At 54.2% G+C, this 17,564-nt stretch carries 16 protein-coding genes; all 16 read right to left on the bottom strand.

The annotated features are described in order from the left end of the window. Positions 1-13: 13 nt before the first annotated feature. The 16 genes from wzxC to wzb all read right to left on the bottom strand — a co-directional run bounded on the left by wzxC (position 14) and on the right by wzb (position 17,562). On the bottom strand, positions 14-1,492 hold the full coding sequence (gene wzxC, locus O3S68_RS02350) for a colanic acid undecaprenyl disphosphate flippase WzxC (protein WP_020454301.1): 1,479 nt from the start codon (positions 1,490-1,492) through the stop codon (positions 14-16). Positions 1,493-1,501: 9 nt separating this feature from the next. Next, complete coding sequence (wcaJ, locus tag O3S68_RS02345; protein WP_020454302.1) at positions 1,502-2,896, bottom strand: undecaprenyl-phosphate glucose phosphotransferase; 1,395 nt, start codon at positions 2,894-2,896, stop codon at positions 1,502-1,504. Positions 2,897-2,955: 59 nt separating this feature from the next. After that, on the bottom strand, positions 2,956-4,326 hold the full coding sequence (cpsG, locus tag O3S68_RS02340) for a colanic acid biosynthesis phosphomannomutase CpsG (protein WP_044489686.1): 1,371 nt from the start codon (positions 4,324-4,326) through the stop codon (positions 2,956-2,958). Between the two features lie 109 nt (positions 4,327-4,435). Further along, a complete protein-coding gene (gene cpsB / locus O3S68_RS02335) occupies positions 4,436-5,872 on the bottom strand; it encodes a mannose-1-phosphate guanyltransferase (protein WP_020454304.1) in 1,437 nt (478 codons plus the stop codon). Beyond that, positions 5,869-7,173, bottom strand: coding sequence for a colanic acid biosynthesis fucosyltransferase WcaI (gene wcaI / locus O3S68_RS02330; RefSeq protein WP_269230710.1), 1,305 nt, complete (start codon positions 7,171-7,173; stop codon positions 5,869-5,871). Before wcaI ends, cpsB begins: the two co-directional genes overlap by 4 nt. After that, positions 7,170-7,643, bottom strand: a complete 474-nt coding sequence (locus O3S68_RS02325; RefSeq protein ID WP_269230709.1) for a GDP-mannose mannosyl hydrolase — start codon at positions 7,641-7,643, stop codon at positions 7,170-7,172. Before O3S68_RS02325 ends, wcaI begins: the two co-directional genes overlap by 4 nt. A gap of 2 nt (positions 7,644-7,645) precedes the next feature. Beyond that, positions 7,646-8,611 (bottom strand): GDP-L-fucose synthase, encoded by a 966-nt coding sequence (fcl, locus tag O3S68_RS02320; protein WP_269230708.1) that lies wholly within the window; start codon positions 8,609-8,611, stop codon positions 7,646-7,648. A gap of 2 nt (positions 8,612-8,613) precedes the next feature. After that, positions 8,614-9,735: a GDP-mannose 4,6-dehydratase gene (gmd, locus tag O3S68_RS02315; RefSeq protein WP_017458486.1), complete on the bottom strand. Its 1,122-nt coding sequence runs from the start codon at positions 9,733-9,735 to the stop codon at positions 8,614-8,616. 26 nt (positions 9,736-9,761) lie between these two features. After that, complete coding sequence (wcaF, locus tag O3S68_RS02310; RefSeq protein WP_017458487.1) at positions 9,762-10,316, bottom strand: colanic acid biosynthesis acetyltransferase WcaF; 555 nt, start codon at positions 10,314-10,316, stop codon at positions 9,762-9,764. 22 nt (positions 10,317-10,338) lie between these two features. After that, positions 10,339-11,085 (bottom strand): colanic acid biosynthesis glycosyltransferase WcaE, encoded by a 747-nt coding sequence (wcaE, locus tag O3S68_RS02305; protein WP_020454308.1) that lies wholly within the window; start codon positions 11,083-11,085, stop codon positions 10,339-10,341. A gap of 13 nt (positions 11,086-11,098) precedes the next feature. Further along, complete coding sequence (wcaD, locus tag O3S68_RS02300; RefSeq protein WP_020454309.1) at positions 11,099-12,319, bottom strand: colanic acid polymerase WcaD; 1,221 nt, start codon at positions 12,317-12,319, stop codon at positions 11,099-11,101. After that, complete coding sequence (wcaC, locus tag O3S68_RS02295; RefSeq protein WP_269230707.1) at positions 12,294-13,511, bottom strand: colanic acid biosynthesis glycosyltransferase WcaC; 1,218 nt, start codon at positions 13,509-13,511, stop codon at positions 12,294-12,296. Before wcaC ends, wcaD begins: the two co-directional genes overlap by 26 nt. After that, positions 13,508-13,999, bottom strand: coding sequence for a colanic acid biosynthesis acetyltransferase WcaB (gene wcaB, locus O3S68_RS02290; protein WP_045510699.1), 492 nt, complete (start codon positions 13,997-13,999; stop codon positions 13,508-13,510). The genes wcaC and wcaB overlap by 4 nt, the downstream gene beginning before the upstream one ends. Further along, a complete protein-coding gene (wcaA, locus tag O3S68_RS02285) occupies positions 13,999-14,844 on the bottom strand; it encodes a colanic acid biosynthesis glycosyltransferase WcaA (RefSeq protein ID WP_044489411.1) in 846 nt (281 codons plus the stop codon). Before wcaA ends, wcaB begins: the two co-directional genes overlap by 1 nt. Positions 14,845-14,947: 103 nt before the next feature. Further along, positions 14,948-17,116, bottom strand: coding sequence for a tyrosine-protein kinase Wzc (gene wzc, locus O3S68_RS02280; RefSeq protein ID WP_020454313.1), 2,169 nt, complete (start codon positions 17,114-17,116; stop codon positions 14,948-14,950). Positions 17,117-17,118: 2 nt separating this feature from the next. Then, on the bottom strand, positions 17,119-17,562 hold the full coding sequence (gene wzb / locus O3S68_RS02275) for a low molecular weight protein-tyrosine-phosphatase Wzb (protein WP_020454314.1): 444 nt from the start codon (positions 17,560-17,562) through the stop codon (positions 17,119-17,121). Between the last annotated feature and the right edge of the window lie 2 nt (positions 17,563-17,564).

Raw genomic sequence — 17,564 nt, 5'->3', positions numbered from 1 at the left:
TCAATCAGGTTTCTTATCCTGCGCGAAGCAGCGTTTTAAGTTTCTCGTTGCGGCAAAACTGGCGTTTCATCTCTACTACCAGCGCATTACGCGACACAATCAGCATCCCGGCGAATGCCACCACGCCCGCCGCGACCTGAATCGCCAGCATCGCCGCCAGCGGCAGATGTCCGCTCAGCGCCAGACCCAAGCCATAGCTCACCACCAGCGTCGGCAGCGACAGGTAAAAGGGCAGCCACAGGCTCAGGATGTACTGACGGTAGCTGGAACCGAGCACCGGTTTGATCATCACGAAGTAGCTCAGAACGGTGTTGATGATTTGCACCAGCAGAAAGCCGAGCGTCACGCCGAGCGCCCCCGCCAGATGTCCACCGACAATGATGGCGGGGATAAAGAGAAACGTTTTAAAGACGTTGAATTTAAAGCTGATATCCACCCGCGCTTTCGCCATCAGCAGCGAGCCGATCGGGTTACCCACCGCGCGCAACAGCCCGACGATACAGAGCAATTGCAGGATGGGAATAATGCTGTTCCATTTGTCGCCAAACACCAGCGGCACAAAGTTGTTCGACACCACCATCAGCCCCAGCAGGATCGGGAAGTTAATGATCCCAACCACTGACAGCAGCTTGTAGAAGTTCACGCGCAGCTTCTCGGTGTCGTCCTGAATTTTGGCAAACGCCGGGAACAGCACGCGGGTGATGATAGGGTTGAGCTTCATCGGCGGCACTACCGCCACGTTGTACGCCAGGTTGTAGCCCCCGGCGACACTGGCACCGAGAATACGCGCCAGCACCAGCGTGGAGAGATTGGTGTTCACATAGTTGATGATGCTGTCTGCCGTCAGCCAGGCGCCAAAACGCAGGTTGGAGCTGACCGACGCCAGCGAGAAATGCAGCCCGGGGCGGTAAATTTTGCGCCCGAAATAGCCAAACAGCAGCGTGCGCACGGCGCTGTTGACCAGATAACCGAGGATCGCGGTCATCGCCAGCGGCCAGAAGAACGCACTGATAACCGTAAAGCTGAAGCCCGCCAGCACCGACAGCGTTTCAATGGCGCCTATCTTGTTGAACTCCAGCTCTTTTTGCATCAAGGCGCGAAATTGCTGGCCGTGTGGGATCACCACGAAGGCCAGTGACAGCGTTTTAATCAGCGGTGCCAGATCCGGGTTATTCAGCACATCGGCGATCACCCCGCTCAGGGAGAAAACGGCGATGCAGACCACGATGCCCAGCCCAACATTGAGCCAGTACAACGTGGTCAGTTCGAGATGGCTTATCTCTTTACGCTGAATAATCGAGTTTGCGATGCCGAAATCCGACAGCGTATCCGCCAGCGCGATAATCACCAGCGAGACGGTCAGCAAACCGAACTGGTGGTTATCGATAATGCGCGCCAGCACGGTCATCTGCACCAGCCCCAGACCAATAATGGTCAGGGTCGCCATGGCGGACCACTTCGCGCCGCTGATGGTTTTTTCTCTCAGGCTCATGACCTTTCCTTAATACGCCGCTTTGTTAACAAAGCCTTTAAAGATGGTCAGAAAAACGATTTTGATATCGAACCACAGGCTCCATTCACGGATGTACTCGAGATCGAACTCAATACGTTTTTCCATTTTCTCCAGCGTGTCGGTTTCACCGCGCCAGCCGTTGATTTGCGCCCAACCGGTAATACCGGGTTTCACTTTATGGCGCAGCATGTAGCCCTCAATCAGTGAGCGGTACTGCTCGTTATGCGCCACCGCGTGCGGGCGCGGGCCAACAATCGACATCCCACCGGTCAGCACATTGATAAACTGCGGCAGTTCATCGAGCGACGTGCGGCGCAGGAAGCTGCCGACTTTCGTCACGCGCGGATCGTTCTGCGTTGCCTGGGTCACCACTTTGTCGTTTTCCATCACCTTCATGGAGCGGAATTTCCACACCTTGATTGGCTTACCGTCCATGCCATAGCGCGTCTGGCGGAAGATAACCGGCCCCGGCGAGCTGAGTTTCACCGCCACGGAAATCGCCAGCAGCACCGGGGAGATGAGCAGCAAAATCAGCGAGGAGAGGACAATATCTTCCAGACGTTTCAGGATGCGGTTAACACCAGAAAGCGGCGTGTCGTACAGCGGCACCACCGGCACGCCGTTCACCTCTTCCACACGCGAGTGCAGGATATTAAAGGTGAAAACGTCAGGGATAAGGATCACCGAACAGGTGGTATCGGCGAGCTGGCGCACCAGCTTTTTAATGCAGGCCGCATCGTTCATCGACATGGCGATGTAGACGTTGTGAATTTTTCCGCTTTTCGCATCTTCCACCAGTTGGTCGAGATTTCCCGCCCAGCCGGTTGTAATGCCGCCCGGTTGTGGATCGTGGTAAACCCCGACCACATCAAACCCGAGCCACGGTTCATTACGAAAACCTTCCAGCAGTTCCTGGCCCATCGGCATATCACCGGCCACCGCCACGCGGCGCGTGTTGTAGCCAAGGTTACGCAACCAGCCTGCGCCAAAGCGGATCACCGCCCGGCTCATCATCAGCCCCATTGAGGTCAACAAATACCAGGCGAGATAAATGTTGAAGGTATTATCAAAATCATTGTTGAACGCCAGCAAACCGGCGCTGAAAATCAGGCTCAGCGTCCAGTTCTGCAACAATAGTGTCAGTTCAGTCATGATTTTTACGCCCCGCCAGGAGCGGTAAAAATCGGTCATTCCGCCGATCATCTGGAAAACAACCAGCGTAATCAGAGCCATCAGCAGATGCATGTAGAAGAACGGCAGCGCATTGACCTTACACACCAACCACAGGCCACCGAACATAATGGTGATGTCGGAGAAGCGCTGCACGATAGAGATTAACGATGCATTCGTTTTGGCCCGGTCGCGTTTTTTGAGATGAGTCATTGTTGTACCTGCCTGTAATGTTCACCCTCCCCGGCATCGGGGAGAGGAACGCCTTATCGTTATTGATTTAACAGTGCCAGAATTTCCTGCGTTCGCGCTTTCATCAGTTCCTCGTCGTGCCGCGATTCAACGTTCAGACGTACAACGGGTTCTGTGTTGGAAGAGCGCAAGTTAAAACGCCAGTCGGCAAATGCGATGCTGATGCCGTCCGTACGGTCGATCTCCAGCGCACCCGGCGTGAAGTGTTGTTCAACGCGGTTGATCGCCGTCACCGGGTCCGCCAGCTTGCTGTTGATCTCGCCGCTCGCCGGGAACGCCACCATGCGGTCGCGCACCAGTTGCGCCAGCGTCTTGCCTTTCAGGCACAGCAGCTCGGTGACCAGCAGCCATGGGATCATGCCGCTGTCGCAGTAGGCAAAGTCACGAAAGTAGTGATGCGCGCTCATTTCGCCACCGTAAATGGCGTCTTCTTCGCGCATCCGCTCTTTGATAAAGGCATGGCCGGTCTTCGACATCACCGGCGTACCGCCCGCGCGGCCAACCACATCTACCGTGTTCCACGACAAGCGCGGGTCATGAATAATTTTCGCGCCAGGATGTTTTTCGAGGAACGCTTCGGCCAGCAGGCCAACAATGTAGTAGCCCTCGATAAACTGCCCTTCCCCGTCGAACAGGAAGCAACGGTCAAAATCGCCATCGAAAGCAATGCCCATATCGGCGTTATGCTCAATCACCGCATTGCGGGTATCGTCGCGGCACTCCGGCAGCAGCGGGTTAGGAATACCGTGCGGGAAGGTGCCGTCCGGTTCGTTATGCACTTTGACGAAAGTCACCGGCACATTCAGTGCCTTAAAGCGGGCTTCAATGGCGTCCACCACCGGACCTGCCGCGCCGTTACCGGAGTTAATTACCAGTTTCAGCGGCTTGAGATTGTTGGTGTCGATATAGCCCATCAGGTGATCGATATAGGCGTCGCGCAGATTAATTTGCTCGTAGCTGCCGCGTTTTGCCGGGTTCACCGGCGGGAAGTCATTGGCTTCCGCAAGGCGCTGGACATCGCGCAGGCCGGTATCGCCGCTGATCGGACGCGCGCCCTTACGCACCAGTTTCATGCCGTTATAATCCATCGGGTTGTGGCTGGCGGTCACTTCGATACCGCCGTCAACGCCCAGATGGAAAGTGGCAAAATAGATCTCTTCGGTGCCGGAAAGACCAATATCCAGCACATTCACACCGGCGTCCTGCAACCCTTTTGCCAGCGCCAGTTTCAGCGCTTCGCTGGTCTGGCGCACATCGCCGCCCAGCACGATGGTCTGCGGCTTCAGGTATTCCCCATAGGCGCGGCCAATACGCCATGCAATATCTTCATTCAGTTCTTCGCCCAGCTTGCCGCGAATATCGTAAGCTTTAAAACAGGTTAATTTTTCCATCATTACCTCTTCTTCAGGCAACAGTCAGCCGTGACCGTAAAATGGCCATATCTTGTTGATTAATTTAAATTTATAAACCGGATAACGTTCGCGTTATCCGGCACGGGAATTAAATACGGCCATAACGATCGGCAAACCGCACAATGTCATCCTCTTCAAGGTACGAACCGGAGCGCACCTCGATCAGATCGAGCGGAATTTTCCCGGGGTTTTCCAGACAGTGGCGCGCGCCGAGCGGAATATAGATAGATTCGTTTTCGCCCAGCAGTTTCACCTCACCGTCAATCGTCACTTTTGCCGTACCGGCAACCACCACCCAGTGTTCAGCGCGGTGGTGATGCATCTGTACGGAAAGTCCTTCGCCCGGCTTCACGGTAATGCGTTTTACCTGGTAGCGATCGCCGGAATCGATGGAGTCATATTTGCCCCACGGACGGTAGACTTCGCGGTGGATATGGTGTTCGTGGCGCCCGTCGGCTTTGATTTTCTCGACCACTTTTTTCACATCCTGCACGGCGTTACGGTCGGCAATCAGCACCGCATCTTTGGTCTGCACCACCACCAGATCTTTCACCCCGACGGTCGTCACCAGCCCCGATTCGGCGTAAACGTAGCTGTTTTCGGTTTTATGGGTGATGACGTCGCCGTGATGGACGTTTCCCTCCGGCGTGTGCTGGCTGATTTCCCACAGCGACGACCAGGAACCAACATCGCTCCAGCCCGCGTCCATTGGCACCACTACCGCATCGGCGGTGCGTTCCATAACTGCGTAGTCAATCGACTCTTCCGGGCAGGCGAGGAAAGACGCCTCATCGACGCGGATAAAGTCCATATCCGGGTCGGTGGCGTCCATCGCTTTTTCGCAGGCCTCAAGAATATCCGGGCGGTATTTTTTCAGCTCTTCGAGGTAGCGACCGGCACGGAACAGGAACATGCCGCTGTTCCAGTAATACTCGCCGCTTGCCACATAACCCTGCGCCGTTTCGAGGTTGGGTTTTTCAACAAACTGCGCCACTTCAAACGCCACCGCATCGACTTCACCGGCAGAAACCGCGCCGCGGCGAATGTAGCCATACCCGGTTTCCGGCAGATCCGGCACGATACCAAAGGTCACCAGTTTGCCCGCTTCGGCGTAAGGGATCGCATTGCGTACCGACGTGCGAAACGCCTCTTCATCCTGGATCACATGGTCAGCGGCCAGTACCAGCATCAGCGGATCGCTATCCGGGTTGTGGCGTTTTACCGCCAGCGCCGCCAGCGCGATAGCCGGAGCCGTGTTGCGGCCTGCTGGTTCGAGGATGATGTTTTCGGTCAACTTGTGCAGCTGACGCAGTTGCTCCGCGACGATAAAGCGGTGCTGTTCGTTACAAATCACCACCGGGCTTTCGCACTCCACGCCGTTCAGGCGGCAGATGGTGGTTTGCAACATGGTGAGTTCGCCTTTCAGGCAGAGAAACTGTTTAGGGTAAAGCACACGGGACAGCGGCCACAAACGACTGCCAGAGCCGCCGGCCATCACGACCGGATAGAGTTGTGTTTGACTCATGATTTATCCCCATTGCCATCGAAGTTCAGTTCGCCGTCATGCACGCTTTCGCGGGCTGGTGCGGGCTGAGTGGAATTCTCCGGGCTGATATCTGCAATAAACTGGCTTAACACGTTCTCTTTTTCGAGCGTGCGTTCGGCATATTCACGTGCCACCGTGTTGTTTTTGGGCATCGCCAGTGCGCGTTCAATGCCCCAGGTCAGCGCGTCCACCGATTCCGGTTCAACGCAGACCGCAATGCCAGGCTGGGTCAGGCACAGCTGGCCAAGTTCGGTACTCTCTTCGGCGGTAATGACGGCATTGCCGCCGACCGCCAGAATGTTGGTCAGTTTGGACGGCAGCACCGCGTCAGCCGCGCCGCGTTTTTGGATCACCAGATGGCAATCACCCATTTTTAATAAGGCAGGCAACGCGTCGTACGGCTGCAACGGGAAGAATTTCACGTTGTGAAGCCCGCGCTCGCTGACCATTTTTTCCAGCCTCGCCTTGCCACCACCCTGGCCGACAATCACAAACAGCCACGGCTGATGGTGCAGTTTGGCCGCCGCTTCAATGACGTTTTCCAGCCCCTGCTTCTCACCGATATTGCCGGAGTAAAGAATGATTTTTTTGTCATCCGGCAGGCCGAGCGTTTGGCGCAGTTGCGCGACGGCTCCGTCGTCGATATCGCGAAAACGCGCCACTTCGGACCAGTTCGGGAAGAAAATAATGTTGTCCGCAGCCACACCTTTTTCCCGTGCTTTGTTCATCATCGAACGGGAGATAGTCGACACGTTGTCAACGTTATGCAGGTTGCTACGCTCAAAAGCGGTCGCCAGCTTCGCCACGCGACCGTTTTTACCTTTGCCCGCCATGCCTAAACCCAGCATGGCGTCGACTTCATAATCCTGAATGTGCAGCACGGTTTTCGCACCGCTCAGTTTTGCCAGCAGGCGCATGCCCGGCGTACAAAACAGGGTCGGCACGATGCCGATAATGCGATCCGGCTTCCAGCGACGCTGCGCCATCAACGGGAAGAAGCTGCTCAGGGCAAAGCTGCCCAGATGCAGTAGCCGTTTTAAGGTCGATGGCTGCGCGGGCACATACAGCGGGCAGCGCCACACGGTGGCAATGCCCTGCTCTTTGCGCCAGCGCCAGGCGCTGTAATGCGCGCCCACTTTCCACTCCGGGTAGTACGGCGGTGCGGTAATGACGCGCACGTCATGGCCCTGACGGGCCATCCATTCCACCATTTCGCCGGTGTATTTACCGATCCCGGTCAGCTCCGGCGAATAGTTGATGCCATAGACCAGGATTTTCATAAGCCCGGTACTCCCTGCGCGTCGAGGAAATAGGCGCGGCTGTTGTCATGCACCAGTGGGTCAGCAATCAGCGACTCCGGCGTTCCCCAGCGGTAATCATTGTGCTGCTCCGTCGGCAGCGCGAGGGTGTTCTCATCCACACGCAGGCGGAAGCCCAGCACGATGTAATGCGTGGTGAAATCCGGGCCGGAAAAGTTGTCGTCATAGAAGTGCTGCCAGACGCCGTAAAACTCGCCTGCCGACATCGGCAGGCGCAGTCCCAGTTCCGCCTGAGTCAGTCGCTCGAAAGCGGCCGCCAGCGGCTCGTCCTTTTGCACGCGTCCGCCCGGCACAAACCAGTATCCCTGGGCCGGACGGTTAGTGCGCTTGCCGAGTAAAAACTCGCCGCGTGAGTTCTCCACGATCAAATCGATGGAAATCAGCGGGGTTGAACGCACCACCGTGGCAAAATCTTCCTGACTCAAAAACATACTTACCCCCGGAACCGGTGCTGGTTTTTAAGGAACCACTGGTAGGTGCTGGCAAGCCCCGCTTCCAGTGAGATCTCGTGATACCAGCCAAGCTGATGCAGGCGGGTCACATCCAGCAGTTTGCGCGGCGTGCCGTCCGGTTTGGTGGCGTCAAACACCACGCGACCTTTGTAACCGACCACGCTTGCCACGGTTTGCGCCAGTTCACGAATGGTGCAGTCCACGCCGGTGCCGACGTTGATATGCGACAGCATCGGTTCGGTATTCTCCTGCCACACTTCACGCGCCAGCTCCTGAACATGAATGCTGGCCGCGGCCATATCATCCACATGCAGGAATTCACGCATCGGCGTGCCGCTTCCCCACACCACCACATCCGGCGCATTTTCCTGCGTCGCTTCGTGGAAACGGCGCAGCAGCGCAGGAATAACGTGCGAGTTGCTCGGGTGGAAGTTGTCGTGCGGCCCGTACAGGTTGGTCGGCATCACCGAGCGGTAATCACGGTCATACTGACGGTTGTAGGATTCGCACAACTTAATACCGGCGATTTTGGCAATCGCGTACGGCTCGTTGGTCGGCTCCAGCGTCCCCTGCAACAGCTCACTTTCCGCAATCGGCTGGTGAGCCAGTTTCGGGTAGATGCAGGACGAACCGAGGAACAACAGTTTGTTCACGTCGTTCTGGTGCGCGGCGTGAATGATGTTGCTCTCAATCATCATATTTTCGTAGATGAAGTCCGCCGGGTAGGTATTGTTCGCCACAATACCGCCCACTTTCGCGGCCGCCAGGTAAACCTGGTCGATACGCTCACTGGCGAAAAACGCATTCACAGCCGCGCTATCTAACAGGTTCAGCTCCTCGCGGGAACGCAGCACCAGTTCGATATCCGCCCGCTGTTCGAGCTGCCGTACGATGGCTGACCCCACCATCCCGCGATGGCCAGCCACAAAAACACGTTGTTTGGTCATGCTCAGGACTCCAGCGCGATGGCAACCTCGTAACCGTGGGCCTTAAGCAGTGAGTGTTTTTTCGCTGCTTCCAGATCTTTTGCCACCATTTCGGAGACCATCTCCTGCAGGGTGATTTCCGGTTTCCAGCCCAGTTTTTCGTGCGCCTTGCTCGGGTCGCCCAGCAGGGTTTCCACTTCAGCAGGACGGAAGTAACGCGGGTCAACGGCGACAATCACATCGCCCGGTTTCACGCCCGGTGCGTCATGGCCGGTCACGGAAACAACAATGCCTTTCTCTTCCACGCCGGTGCCTTCAAAGCGCAGTTTGATACCCAGCTGTGCCGCCGCCATTTCGACGAACTGACGCACGGAGTACTGCACGCCGGTAGCGATAACGAAGTCTTCCGGTTTTTCCTGTTGCAGCATCATCCACTGCATTTTCACGTAATCTTTGGCATGGCCCCAGTCACGCAGGGAGTCCATGTTGCCGAGGTACAGGCAGGATTCCAGACCCTGAGCGATGTTGGCGATAGCGCGGGTAATTTTGCGGGTCACGAAGGTTTCGCCGCGGCGCGGAGACTCGTGGTTGAACAGAATGCCGTTGCAGGCGTACATACCGTAGGATTCACGGTAGTTCACGGTGATCCAGTACGCGTACAGTTTGGCAACCGCGTATGGAGAGCGCGGATAGAACGGCGTGGTCTCTTTCTGCGGGATTTCCTGCACCAGGCCGTACAGCTCAGAAGTGGACGCCTGGTAGAAACGGGTTTTCTTCTCCAGACCCAGGAAGCGAATGGCTTCCAGCAGACGCAGCGTACCCATGGCATCAACGTCGGCGGTATATTCCGGGGATTCGAACGACACAGCCACGTGGCTCATCGCACCCAGGTTGTAGACTTCATCCGGCTGCACTTCCTGCAGGATACGCGTCAGGTTGGAGGTATCGGTCAGGTCACCGTAGTGCAGATGGAATTTCGGGTTGCTGGTGTGCGGATCCTGATAGATGTGATCCACACGCTCGGTATTGAATGAGGAAGCGCGGCGTTTAATGCCGTGAACTTCGTAACCCTTCTCCAGAAGCAGTTCAGCCAGATAAGAGCCATCTTGCCCGGTTACGCCGGTGATGAGAGCGACTTTAGACATAATTTATTTTCCTCAATAGTCCCAGTTCAGGGAGTTACCTTTTCAACGCGTTCGCGCGTCACCACTGCGGGATTGCCACGGCAAATCACATTTGCCGGAAGCGATTTAAAAACACTGCTGCGCGCACCGACTACCGTCCCGTCGCCGATGGAGACGCCCGGCGCGACAAACACATCTGTCGCCAGCCAGCACTTCTCACCAATCACGATTGGCGTCGCGTTAATATCAAAATGCGCGCTCATATAATCGTGACTGCCGGTGCACAAATAACATTTCTGAGAAACCACTGAATTCGCACCGATAGAAATATCACCCAGCGTGTATAACACTGCGTCATCTCCTACCCAGCTGTAATCGCCTAATGTTAATTTCCACGGATAAGTAATTTTTACCGATGGACGAATAACCACGCCTTTTCCAACCTTTGCGCCAAATAAGCGCAACAGGAATGCGCGCCAGCGATACAGCACCTGCGGGGACCAGGCAAATAATGTCGCCTGAACCGCCCACCACAGTTGAACCTTAATAGCGTTGCCGCCCCGAAAACCTTTCGGCACGGAGAATCCTTTTAAATCCTGCATCATTTTTCCTTATATCTGAGCGTTATGCTTTGTTATATAAGGCTTTCGTTTTGCCGGTCGTCCGTAAACGCAACATATAAGACAACTGTGCCCAGAAGCCCGGCATGCGTAATATTTTACGCTGCACATTGCGAGCATCCTGACATAATTCAAGGTTATTAGACGTTGATACGCCGCCCATCGAAAATTCAGACACAAGGCCTTTCAAACGTTTAAACGGGAAACCCGCTTTAAACATTCTGGCGGCTAATGCGTAATCGGAAGAGACTTTATATTGCAGATCGTAGGGGTAAGTTTTCAGACCATTTACCGGGAAAAATATAGCCTGATGGCTGGCCGGTAAGCTGTGGTAAATATACCAGCCATGTTTTGCGCCACGACGTATTTTTGTGCCATCACCGAAATCCAGCAGCGCATCGCCAATATACATTGCGTTTTCTTGCTCATCATTCAGCTGACGAACAACATCCACAATTTCTTCATGGAAAATATCGCCGGAATTAAGAAACAGCGCAAAGCGTCCTGCGGCCATATCGATCCCTTTATTCATAGCATCATAGATGCCTTTATCGCGTTCGCTGATATAGCGTAAATTGTACTGACCGTTGAGGTTTTTCAGAAATTCCTCAGTACCATCCTGAGAGCCACCGTCAACCACAATCCATTCGAATTCAATATTTTGCGCTTTCGCCAGGTGAGCTAGCGACTGCCAGGTTTTCATCACACCTTCATAATTACGAAACGCGACAGTAATAACACTTAGCAGCATTTGACCCACCTCTTTATGTAGCCGCGATATTCAACGCTTTGCGCAGAATAAACGGACAAACAATTAAAAACGCATATTCCGGGCTAAAGATAGACCCCGTAAAAAACAACGATATCGGAGTGAACAGATAAAGTTGAACGCGAAAATTCTGATTGTTGCCAAAGGCATTTATCGTCATTTTCCCAACTTTAAACAGATACCATCCGGTCAGTAATACCGCAAACCATGAAAAATAAATGATCAGCAGATACAACCCATTGTCTATTGTTTTCCCGACGTCCGCACCGTTAAAGATTCCGAATGATGCGACATATTCGTAAAGTGAGCCAAATCTTACTACACCATCAATATTGGTCAGTGAATATCCCACCATCACCAGCGGACCGATAATACGATAATACGAGGAAGAGCCTTCCGTACCTAAATCGCCGATTCGTTCTGCGATATATGGAAAAGCAAATACAACGCCAACAATAAAGACTGCCAGTGAAATAATTGCCAATGGTAACTTTTTACGGATCGCCTCTTTGTTCAGATACTGGAAAGCCCATTCCAGCAGATAAAACAGGATAAATGTCATTACCCCTGAGAACGATCCCGAAAGAACTATCCCTGCCAAAATCATAGCATCGGTCTTCGGCGTTTTGATACCAAACTGTTTGATGCTGAGCCAAATTGAGATTAACGCCAGAGCGAAGAATGCCGGTTCGAAATATAACGCCGTAGTACGTTTACCGCCGAACTTGATAAAATTCAGCACGTAACTGTTGCTATAGATGAGATATTTCGAAATCGTCTCCATTAAACTGCTGCCGCCAGTGAGGATAATCTGCGCCATTTCCATCGCCGCCAGCAGCACCACGAATGCCACTACCGCATAGAAAAATCTCAAGATCTTACGGTAATTATGCGGTGAAATGGTTTTGAAGCGGATGCTCCACACCATGCCGATGATGATCACGATATAAACGAACAACATCGTCGAGGTGACATATTTACTGGCGTCCAGCGACTTACCAAAAATGAAGTTAAACAGCGTCAGCCCTGCCCCGGCCCCCAGCGCTATCATCAGTTTTTTTACACTGATGCGCTCAACATAGAGCAACAGCAGCACTGGTAAAAACGTCACAATAGTGATCGGAAAACTCTCTCCTAACTGGAGGAGTTTGACGTTAACCAGCAGGTAAATGAGCGGCAGCAGGAGGTAGCTACAGACCTTGATAGAATGAGACATACTCCTCCAGCATCTGTTGGCCACTGTACGCCTGGCGGCTGCGCGCGCGGAACGCGTCGAGGCTTTCGCCAAATACCGCCTGGGCAATGTCGGCTTTATGGCACTGTACCAGCGGCAACACCTCCTGCTCGCTGAACGTTTTCCCGCCCGACTTCTGCAACACTTCGCGTGCCGCATCGCTGTGGGTGGCAATCACCGGCACACCGATAGATAACGCTTCGCACAGAATCAGCGGATAGTTATCCACGCGAGAGCTAAAAACCAGCGCATCCATCTCGTTGAGTTCACTCATCAATTTGCGCTTATCGGTCAGAAAACCGTGGTTGATGACATTGCCGCCCTCAAACGGGGAAAACTTACCGAAGGTATGCAGTTCCACACGGTCATCCATCGCCATGATGTCGCGTACCAGTTGTTGGTTGGTTTTCCCGTCATAGCGTAGATCGTGCGCCACCACCGCAATCTTCGGTTTACCTTGCGTCACTTTCACCGGAGCCAGCTCGGCCAGAATTGCTTCTGTCGCCACATCAATACCGTTATTAATAATGCTGCAGCGCCCGGCGCCATACAGGCTATTAAAGGCGTCCGCCACGTGCTGGCTGGGAGAGATAAACTGGCAGCCGAGCGCCAGCATGTCGTTAAATAACTGACGCTTGCCGTCGACCAGCTTATGCGCGCGGTCAACCTTCACCGGCGGGTAGTTCGACAGCGTCGGGCATTTGCGGCAATTCTCTTTCCAGCCTTCACAGCCATCGGTAAAGGCACAGCGCCCGGTCACGCTCCAGTGATCATGTAGCGTCCAGACAAAAGTGACATCCGGTTTGTGCGCTTTCACCTTCTGGCAAAACGTCACCAGTTCATGCAAATTCAGCCAGTAGCTGTGCATCACATGAAAATGCAATACCACCGGGCCATCCGTGCGGGTCACGGTGCGATAGAGATTATTCAGGTTGCCGAAAACATCGCGGTTAAACAGGCGAAACAGCGCCAGATTAGCGATGGAAGTCAGACGTGGCGTCTGTTTATAGACCTGCGGATAGTTGTCGTGGCTGACGCTTTTTTTGCCGCCTTTGCCATAGCCGTAAATAAAACGTGATGAAATGCCCTGTTGCAGCGCACGCTGATGTAAATCGAGCGCAACCCCTGCGGCACCGCCTTCTGCAAGGCGCACGTTAAATTGCAAAATATTCATTTAATCACCTTCACGCGCGCTTTCTCGCCGACCACCAGCGCGTTGTCCGGCACGCTGTCGAGCACCACGCTACCCGCGCCAATGGTGACGTTGTTACCAATGGTGATATCGCCAATCACCACCACGTTGGCACCCAGTTCAACATTGTTGCCAATCACCGGGCAGGCCATGCTATCGGCACCACGGTTGCCGATAGTGACACCATGACGAATGGTGAAATCATCCCCGGCGACGGTATTTTTATTGATCACCACCGCATAGCCATGATGGATGGTAAAGCGGCGACCAATCGTCGCGGCGGCCTGAATTTCATAGCCAAACAGGCATTCCGTGACAAAGCGGTACAACAAAATGACGGGCGCGGCCCAGAGATTGTTGATGACATGCTTTTTGCGCCACACGGAACAAAAATGGGCAATGCGGTACGCCGCAACCATGCAGCACGGGCGCAAATTCCAGTGATTAGCGCGAAAATCTTCCAGACGCATTATTTCCCCCGCAGCCCATCAGCCAGACGCTTACCGTTACGCAGAGAAAACAGCGTCAACAAGGTGCGCCAGTTCATCCGCTTATTGCGAATTTGGTAGAGGGTAAACAGCTGATATTTCTTGCTGGCGCGATCGAATTTGTCTTTGTGCTTACGATAAAAGTGGAAGTAGCCGGAAAACTTCTTCGGTGAAGAAGTGATCTGCATTTCACCGTGGTTAATGTGCAGGATCTGCGTGGCTTCTTCGATTTTCCACGGCTCGCCGTACTCCTCGACCATTCGCAGGAAAATGTCGTAATCCTGCGCCGCCTTCAGTTGGGTATCAAACAAGCTCTCTTTAAAACGCCAGCCCCAGGTGAAAACCTGGTTGCCAACGATGTTGCGCTTGTAGAACAGCTTGCGCGAGAACGGCGATTTCGGGTACAGCGGCAAGCTCGCCGGTTGCGAATAGACTTCGCCCTGACAGACATAATCGTTGGCGTACAAAAAGGCGCGGGTATTAAGCAGATGTTTGTGCGCCAGAAAAACGGACAGGCGGTTTGGTGTCCATTCATCGTCATCGTCAATACCGGTAATGTACTGGCCTTTCGCCTGTAAAATCGCCTGGTTGCGCACCGCGCAGGCACCGGAGTTAAAGGCGTTGCGCGTGTAACTGACACGCGGGTCGCCCAGCTCATCAACAAACTGTTGCAACTGCTCAAAACTTGCAGAGCAGTCATCAACAATGATCATTTCCCAGTGCGGGTAATCCTGGCGCAGCACCGATTTAATCGCGCGGATCGCCAGCTGTTGCCGGTTCCAGGTTGGCATATAAATTGAAATTAATGGGTTTGCTGTTGTACTCATGATGCGTTCCCTAATGCGTTCAACATGCCGCTTTCGCCCTTACTGCCGCCTTTTCCCGTCAGGGAAAAGGCGCAGCGCGTTGAGGGATAGAGGTAAGGTCTGGTTATTTTGAATCGGACTTGTATTCGTACTCGTAGTAGCCGTAATCCTGGTAGCCGGTCGCGCGGCGGAAAATCGAGTTCAGGATCACCCCTTTCACCTGAATACCGTTTTGCTCGAAGCGGCTCAGGCTGGTCTGGATCTCTTTGAGCGTATTCACCGCGTAGCGCGCCACCATCAGCGTGGTTCCTGCATGGCGACCCACGACTGCCGCATCCGTTACCGCCAGGATCGGCGGGGTATCGATCAACACCAGGTCGTAGTGGCTGCTGGCCCATTTCACCAGCTGACTGAAGCGTTCGCTCATCAGCAGTTCAGATGGGTTTGGCGGCACCTGACCGCGCGGAACAAGGTCGAAGTTGCTGATAGAGGTCGGCTTCGCGCAACTTTCGATAGCGCCCTTCCCGGCCAGCACTTCGGACAGGCCATTCACGTTGTCGGTGCCCAGCAGTTCGTGGGTATAGCCTTTACGCATGTCACAGTCGATCAGCAGCACGCGTTTATTGGTCTGGCTAATCACCGCGGCCAGGTTGGCGCAGACAAAGGTTTTACCGATTGACGGGCTGACCCCGGTCATCATCAACACGTTGTTATTAGCCTGCATCATGGCGAAGTGCAGGCTGGTACGCAGGCTGCGCACCGCTTCGATGGCCAGATCCGTCGGATTCCCCACCGCCAGCAGTTGGCTCTGCTTATAGCGTTTAACCCCTTTGATGGTTTTGACGCTATCGCGCGCTTTTTGCCATTCCGACAGCGGAATGCTGGCGTAAACGCTGATCCCCTGTTCTTCGAGCACTTGCGGGCTTTCGATGCCGCGGTTAAACAGCGAGCGCAGCAGCACACCGACCACCGAAACAATCAGGCCCAGGATAATGCTGCCAAGAATGATCAGCGCTTTCTTCGGCTTCAGTACGCCCGGTTGTGCAATGGCCGGGTCGACGATACGCACATCACCAACGGTGCTCGCCTGGGTGATACGCAGCTCCTGCTGTTTGTTCAGCAACTGCATATAAACCTGCTGGCCTGATTCGACATCGCGCGTCAGACGCACAATCTCCTGTTGCGTTTCCGGCATCGCGGTGATGCGATCGTTCAGCTTCGCTTTCTCATCTTCCAGCGCTTTACGTTTTTCCAGCAGGGTGCGGTACGCCGGGTGCGCTTTGGTATAGAGCTTGGAGATTTCGGCTTCGCGGAAAGTCAGTTCGTTCAACTGCGCGTCGATGTTGACCATCGAATCGAGCACCGATTTCGCTTCCAGCGGCAAGTCGACGGAGTCTTTGCGCTGACGGTAGGTGTTCAGTTTTTCCTCGGCCTCATCGAGGTTTTTGCGCACTTCCGGCAGTTGCTTATCGAGGAAGACCAGGCTTTTGGCCGCTTCTTCGGATTTGCGCTCAATGTTTTGCTCAAGGTAGTTGCGCGTGATGCTGTCCAGAATGGCGCGGATCTGATCACGGTCTTCACCGGTATAGGTGAGGCTCAGTACGCCGGTGTCTTTACCGTTCTCGGTTACCGTCAGGTTGTTTTGCAGGTTGTTAATCATGCCAAGCGTAGAAAACTTGGTCACGGTGAACTCGCTGTCATTCGAGGCCTGAATGGCGCTCACCATCATGGTGACGCCTTGCTTGCTGAGCTGCTGCCCCACTTCGCCGCGCGCTTCAAAACCACCGTCGCTGCTTAGCAGATACTGTTTCGGGCTGAGTACTTTTAATGTGAAGGTCTGATCGTTCATGCCTTTTGGCAGCGTGAACGTGGTGACTTTCACCGTCTCGTTCTGCCGTCCCATCAGGCGATCCCACCCTGCGCCAAACAGCGGGAAGGTGTTTTTGACTACCGAAATATCCAGATCGAGATCGTCAACGGTTTTACCCAGTACCAGGCGTGACTGGATAAGCTGGATTTCCGCGTCCGACGCCGGTGGCTTATTCGACAGCGCACTGTTCAGATCCTGTACCAGCGAACTTCCGGTGTTCTGCTCGATTTGCACCAGCGCGTCAGCGCTGTAAATGGGGGTGGCGAACAGGCAGTAGACAACAGCAATCAGTGCGAAGACCGAGGTGATGCCCAGCACCCACCAGCGAGCTTCAATTATTGTGCCGAGCAAACGGCCAATATCGATTTCGTCGTTGCCCACCGCCGGGGCAGCAGAATGCGAATGGTGTGTTTTCTCTGTCATTATTATCCCTGCTGAGCTTGCAATGCCTGCGCCCAATGGCGGGCAGACTGGTCAAGTAAGGTGTAAATAGCTTCAAAAGCTTCACGACTTTTGCGATACGGGTCGGGGATCTCCCGCTCGTTATCCCAGTGGCCAAATAACATGACCTTTCCACGCATTTCCGGGGCAATCTCGCACAGGCGGGCAATATGACGTTTTTCCATCACCAGAATCAGGTCGTATTCGCGGCACATTTTTCCGGTAATTTGTCGCGCGCAATGCCCTTCCAGAGAGAGTTGATGATCCGCCGCCACACTCACGGCGTTGGCGTCCGCGCTACGTCCAACCAGCGCGCCCAGCCCGGCTGACGCCACCGTTAAAGCGGGCTGGTATTTTTTCAGCAGCCGTTCTGCCGTCGGGGAACGGCAAATGTTCCCCACGCATACCACCAGAATTTTGTTGAACATAG

This window comes from Kosakonia sp. SOY2, assembly GCF_027109175.1.
Lineage (GTDB): Bacteria > Pseudomonadota > Gammaproteobacteria > Enterobacterales > Enterobacteriaceae > Kosakonia.
The sequence above is the reverse complement of the archived record's forward strand: the minus strand, read 5'-3'. Positions and strand labels throughout refer to the sequence as shown.

Excerpts from the sequence above, each read along its gene's own strand:
- wcaB (WP_045510699.1), bottom strand. The coding sequence starts at position 13,999 with ATGCGTCTGGAAGATTTTCGCGCTAATCACTGGAATTTGCGCCCGTGC.
- wcaF (WP_017458487.1), bottom strand. The coding sequence starts at position 10,316 with ATGCAGGATTTAAAAGGATTCTCCGTGCCGAAAGGTTTTCGGGGCGGC.
- cpsB (WP_020454304.1), bottom strand. The coding sequence starts at position 5,872 with ATGAGTCAAACACAACTCTATCCGGTCGTGATGGCCGGCGGCTCTGGC.
- wcaD (WP_020454309.1), bottom strand. The coding sequence starts at position 12,319 with ATGTCTCATTCTATCAAGGTCTGTAGCTACCTCCTGCTGCCGCTCATT.
- wcaE (WP_020454308.1), bottom strand. The coding sequence starts at position 11,085 with ATGCTGCTAAGTGTTATTACTGTCGCGTTTCGTAATTATGAAGGTGTG.
- gmd (WP_017458486.1), bottom strand. The coding sequence starts at position 9,735 with ATGTCTAAAGTCGCTCTCATCACCGGCGTAACCGGGCAAGATGGCTCT.
- wzc (WP_020454313.1), bottom strand. The coding sequence starts at position 17,116 with ATGACAGAGAAAACACACCATTCGCATTCTGCTGCCCCGGCGGTGGGC.
- wcaJ (WP_020454302.1), bottom strand. The coding sequence starts at position 2,896 with ATGACTCATCTCAAAAAACGCGACCGGGCCAAAACGAATGCATCGTTA.
- O3S68_RS02325 (WP_269230709.1), bottom strand. The coding sequence starts at position 7,643 with ATGTTTTTGAGTCAGGAAGATTTTGCCACGGTGGTGCGTTCAACCCCG.
- wcaA (WP_044489411.1), bottom strand. The coding sequence starts at position 14,844 with ATGAGTACAACAGCAAACCCATTAATTTCAATTTATATGCCAACCTGG.
- wcaC (WP_269230707.1), bottom strand. The coding sequence starts at position 13,511 with ATGAATATTTTGCAATTTAACGTGCGCCTTGCAGAAGGCGGTGCCGCA.
- wcaI (WP_269230710.1), bottom strand. The coding sequence starts at position 7,173 with ATGAAAATCCTGGTCTATGGCATCAACTATTCGCCGGAGCTGACCGGG.
- wzxC (WP_020454301.1), bottom strand. The coding sequence starts at position 1,492 with ATGAGCCTGAGAGAAAAAACCATCAGCGGCGCGAAGTGGTCCGCCATG.
- fcl (WP_269230708.1), bottom strand. The coding sequence starts at position 8,611 with ATGACCAAACAACGTGTTTTTGTGGCTGGCCATCGCGGGATGGTGGGG.
- wzb (WP_020454314.1), bottom strand. The coding sequence starts at position 17,562 with ATGTTCAACAAAATTCTGGTGGTATGCGTGGGGAACATTTGCCGTTCC.
- cpsG (WP_044489686.1), bottom strand. The coding sequence starts at position 4,326 with ATGGAAAAATTAACCTGTTTTAAAGCTTACGATATTCGCGGCAAGCTG.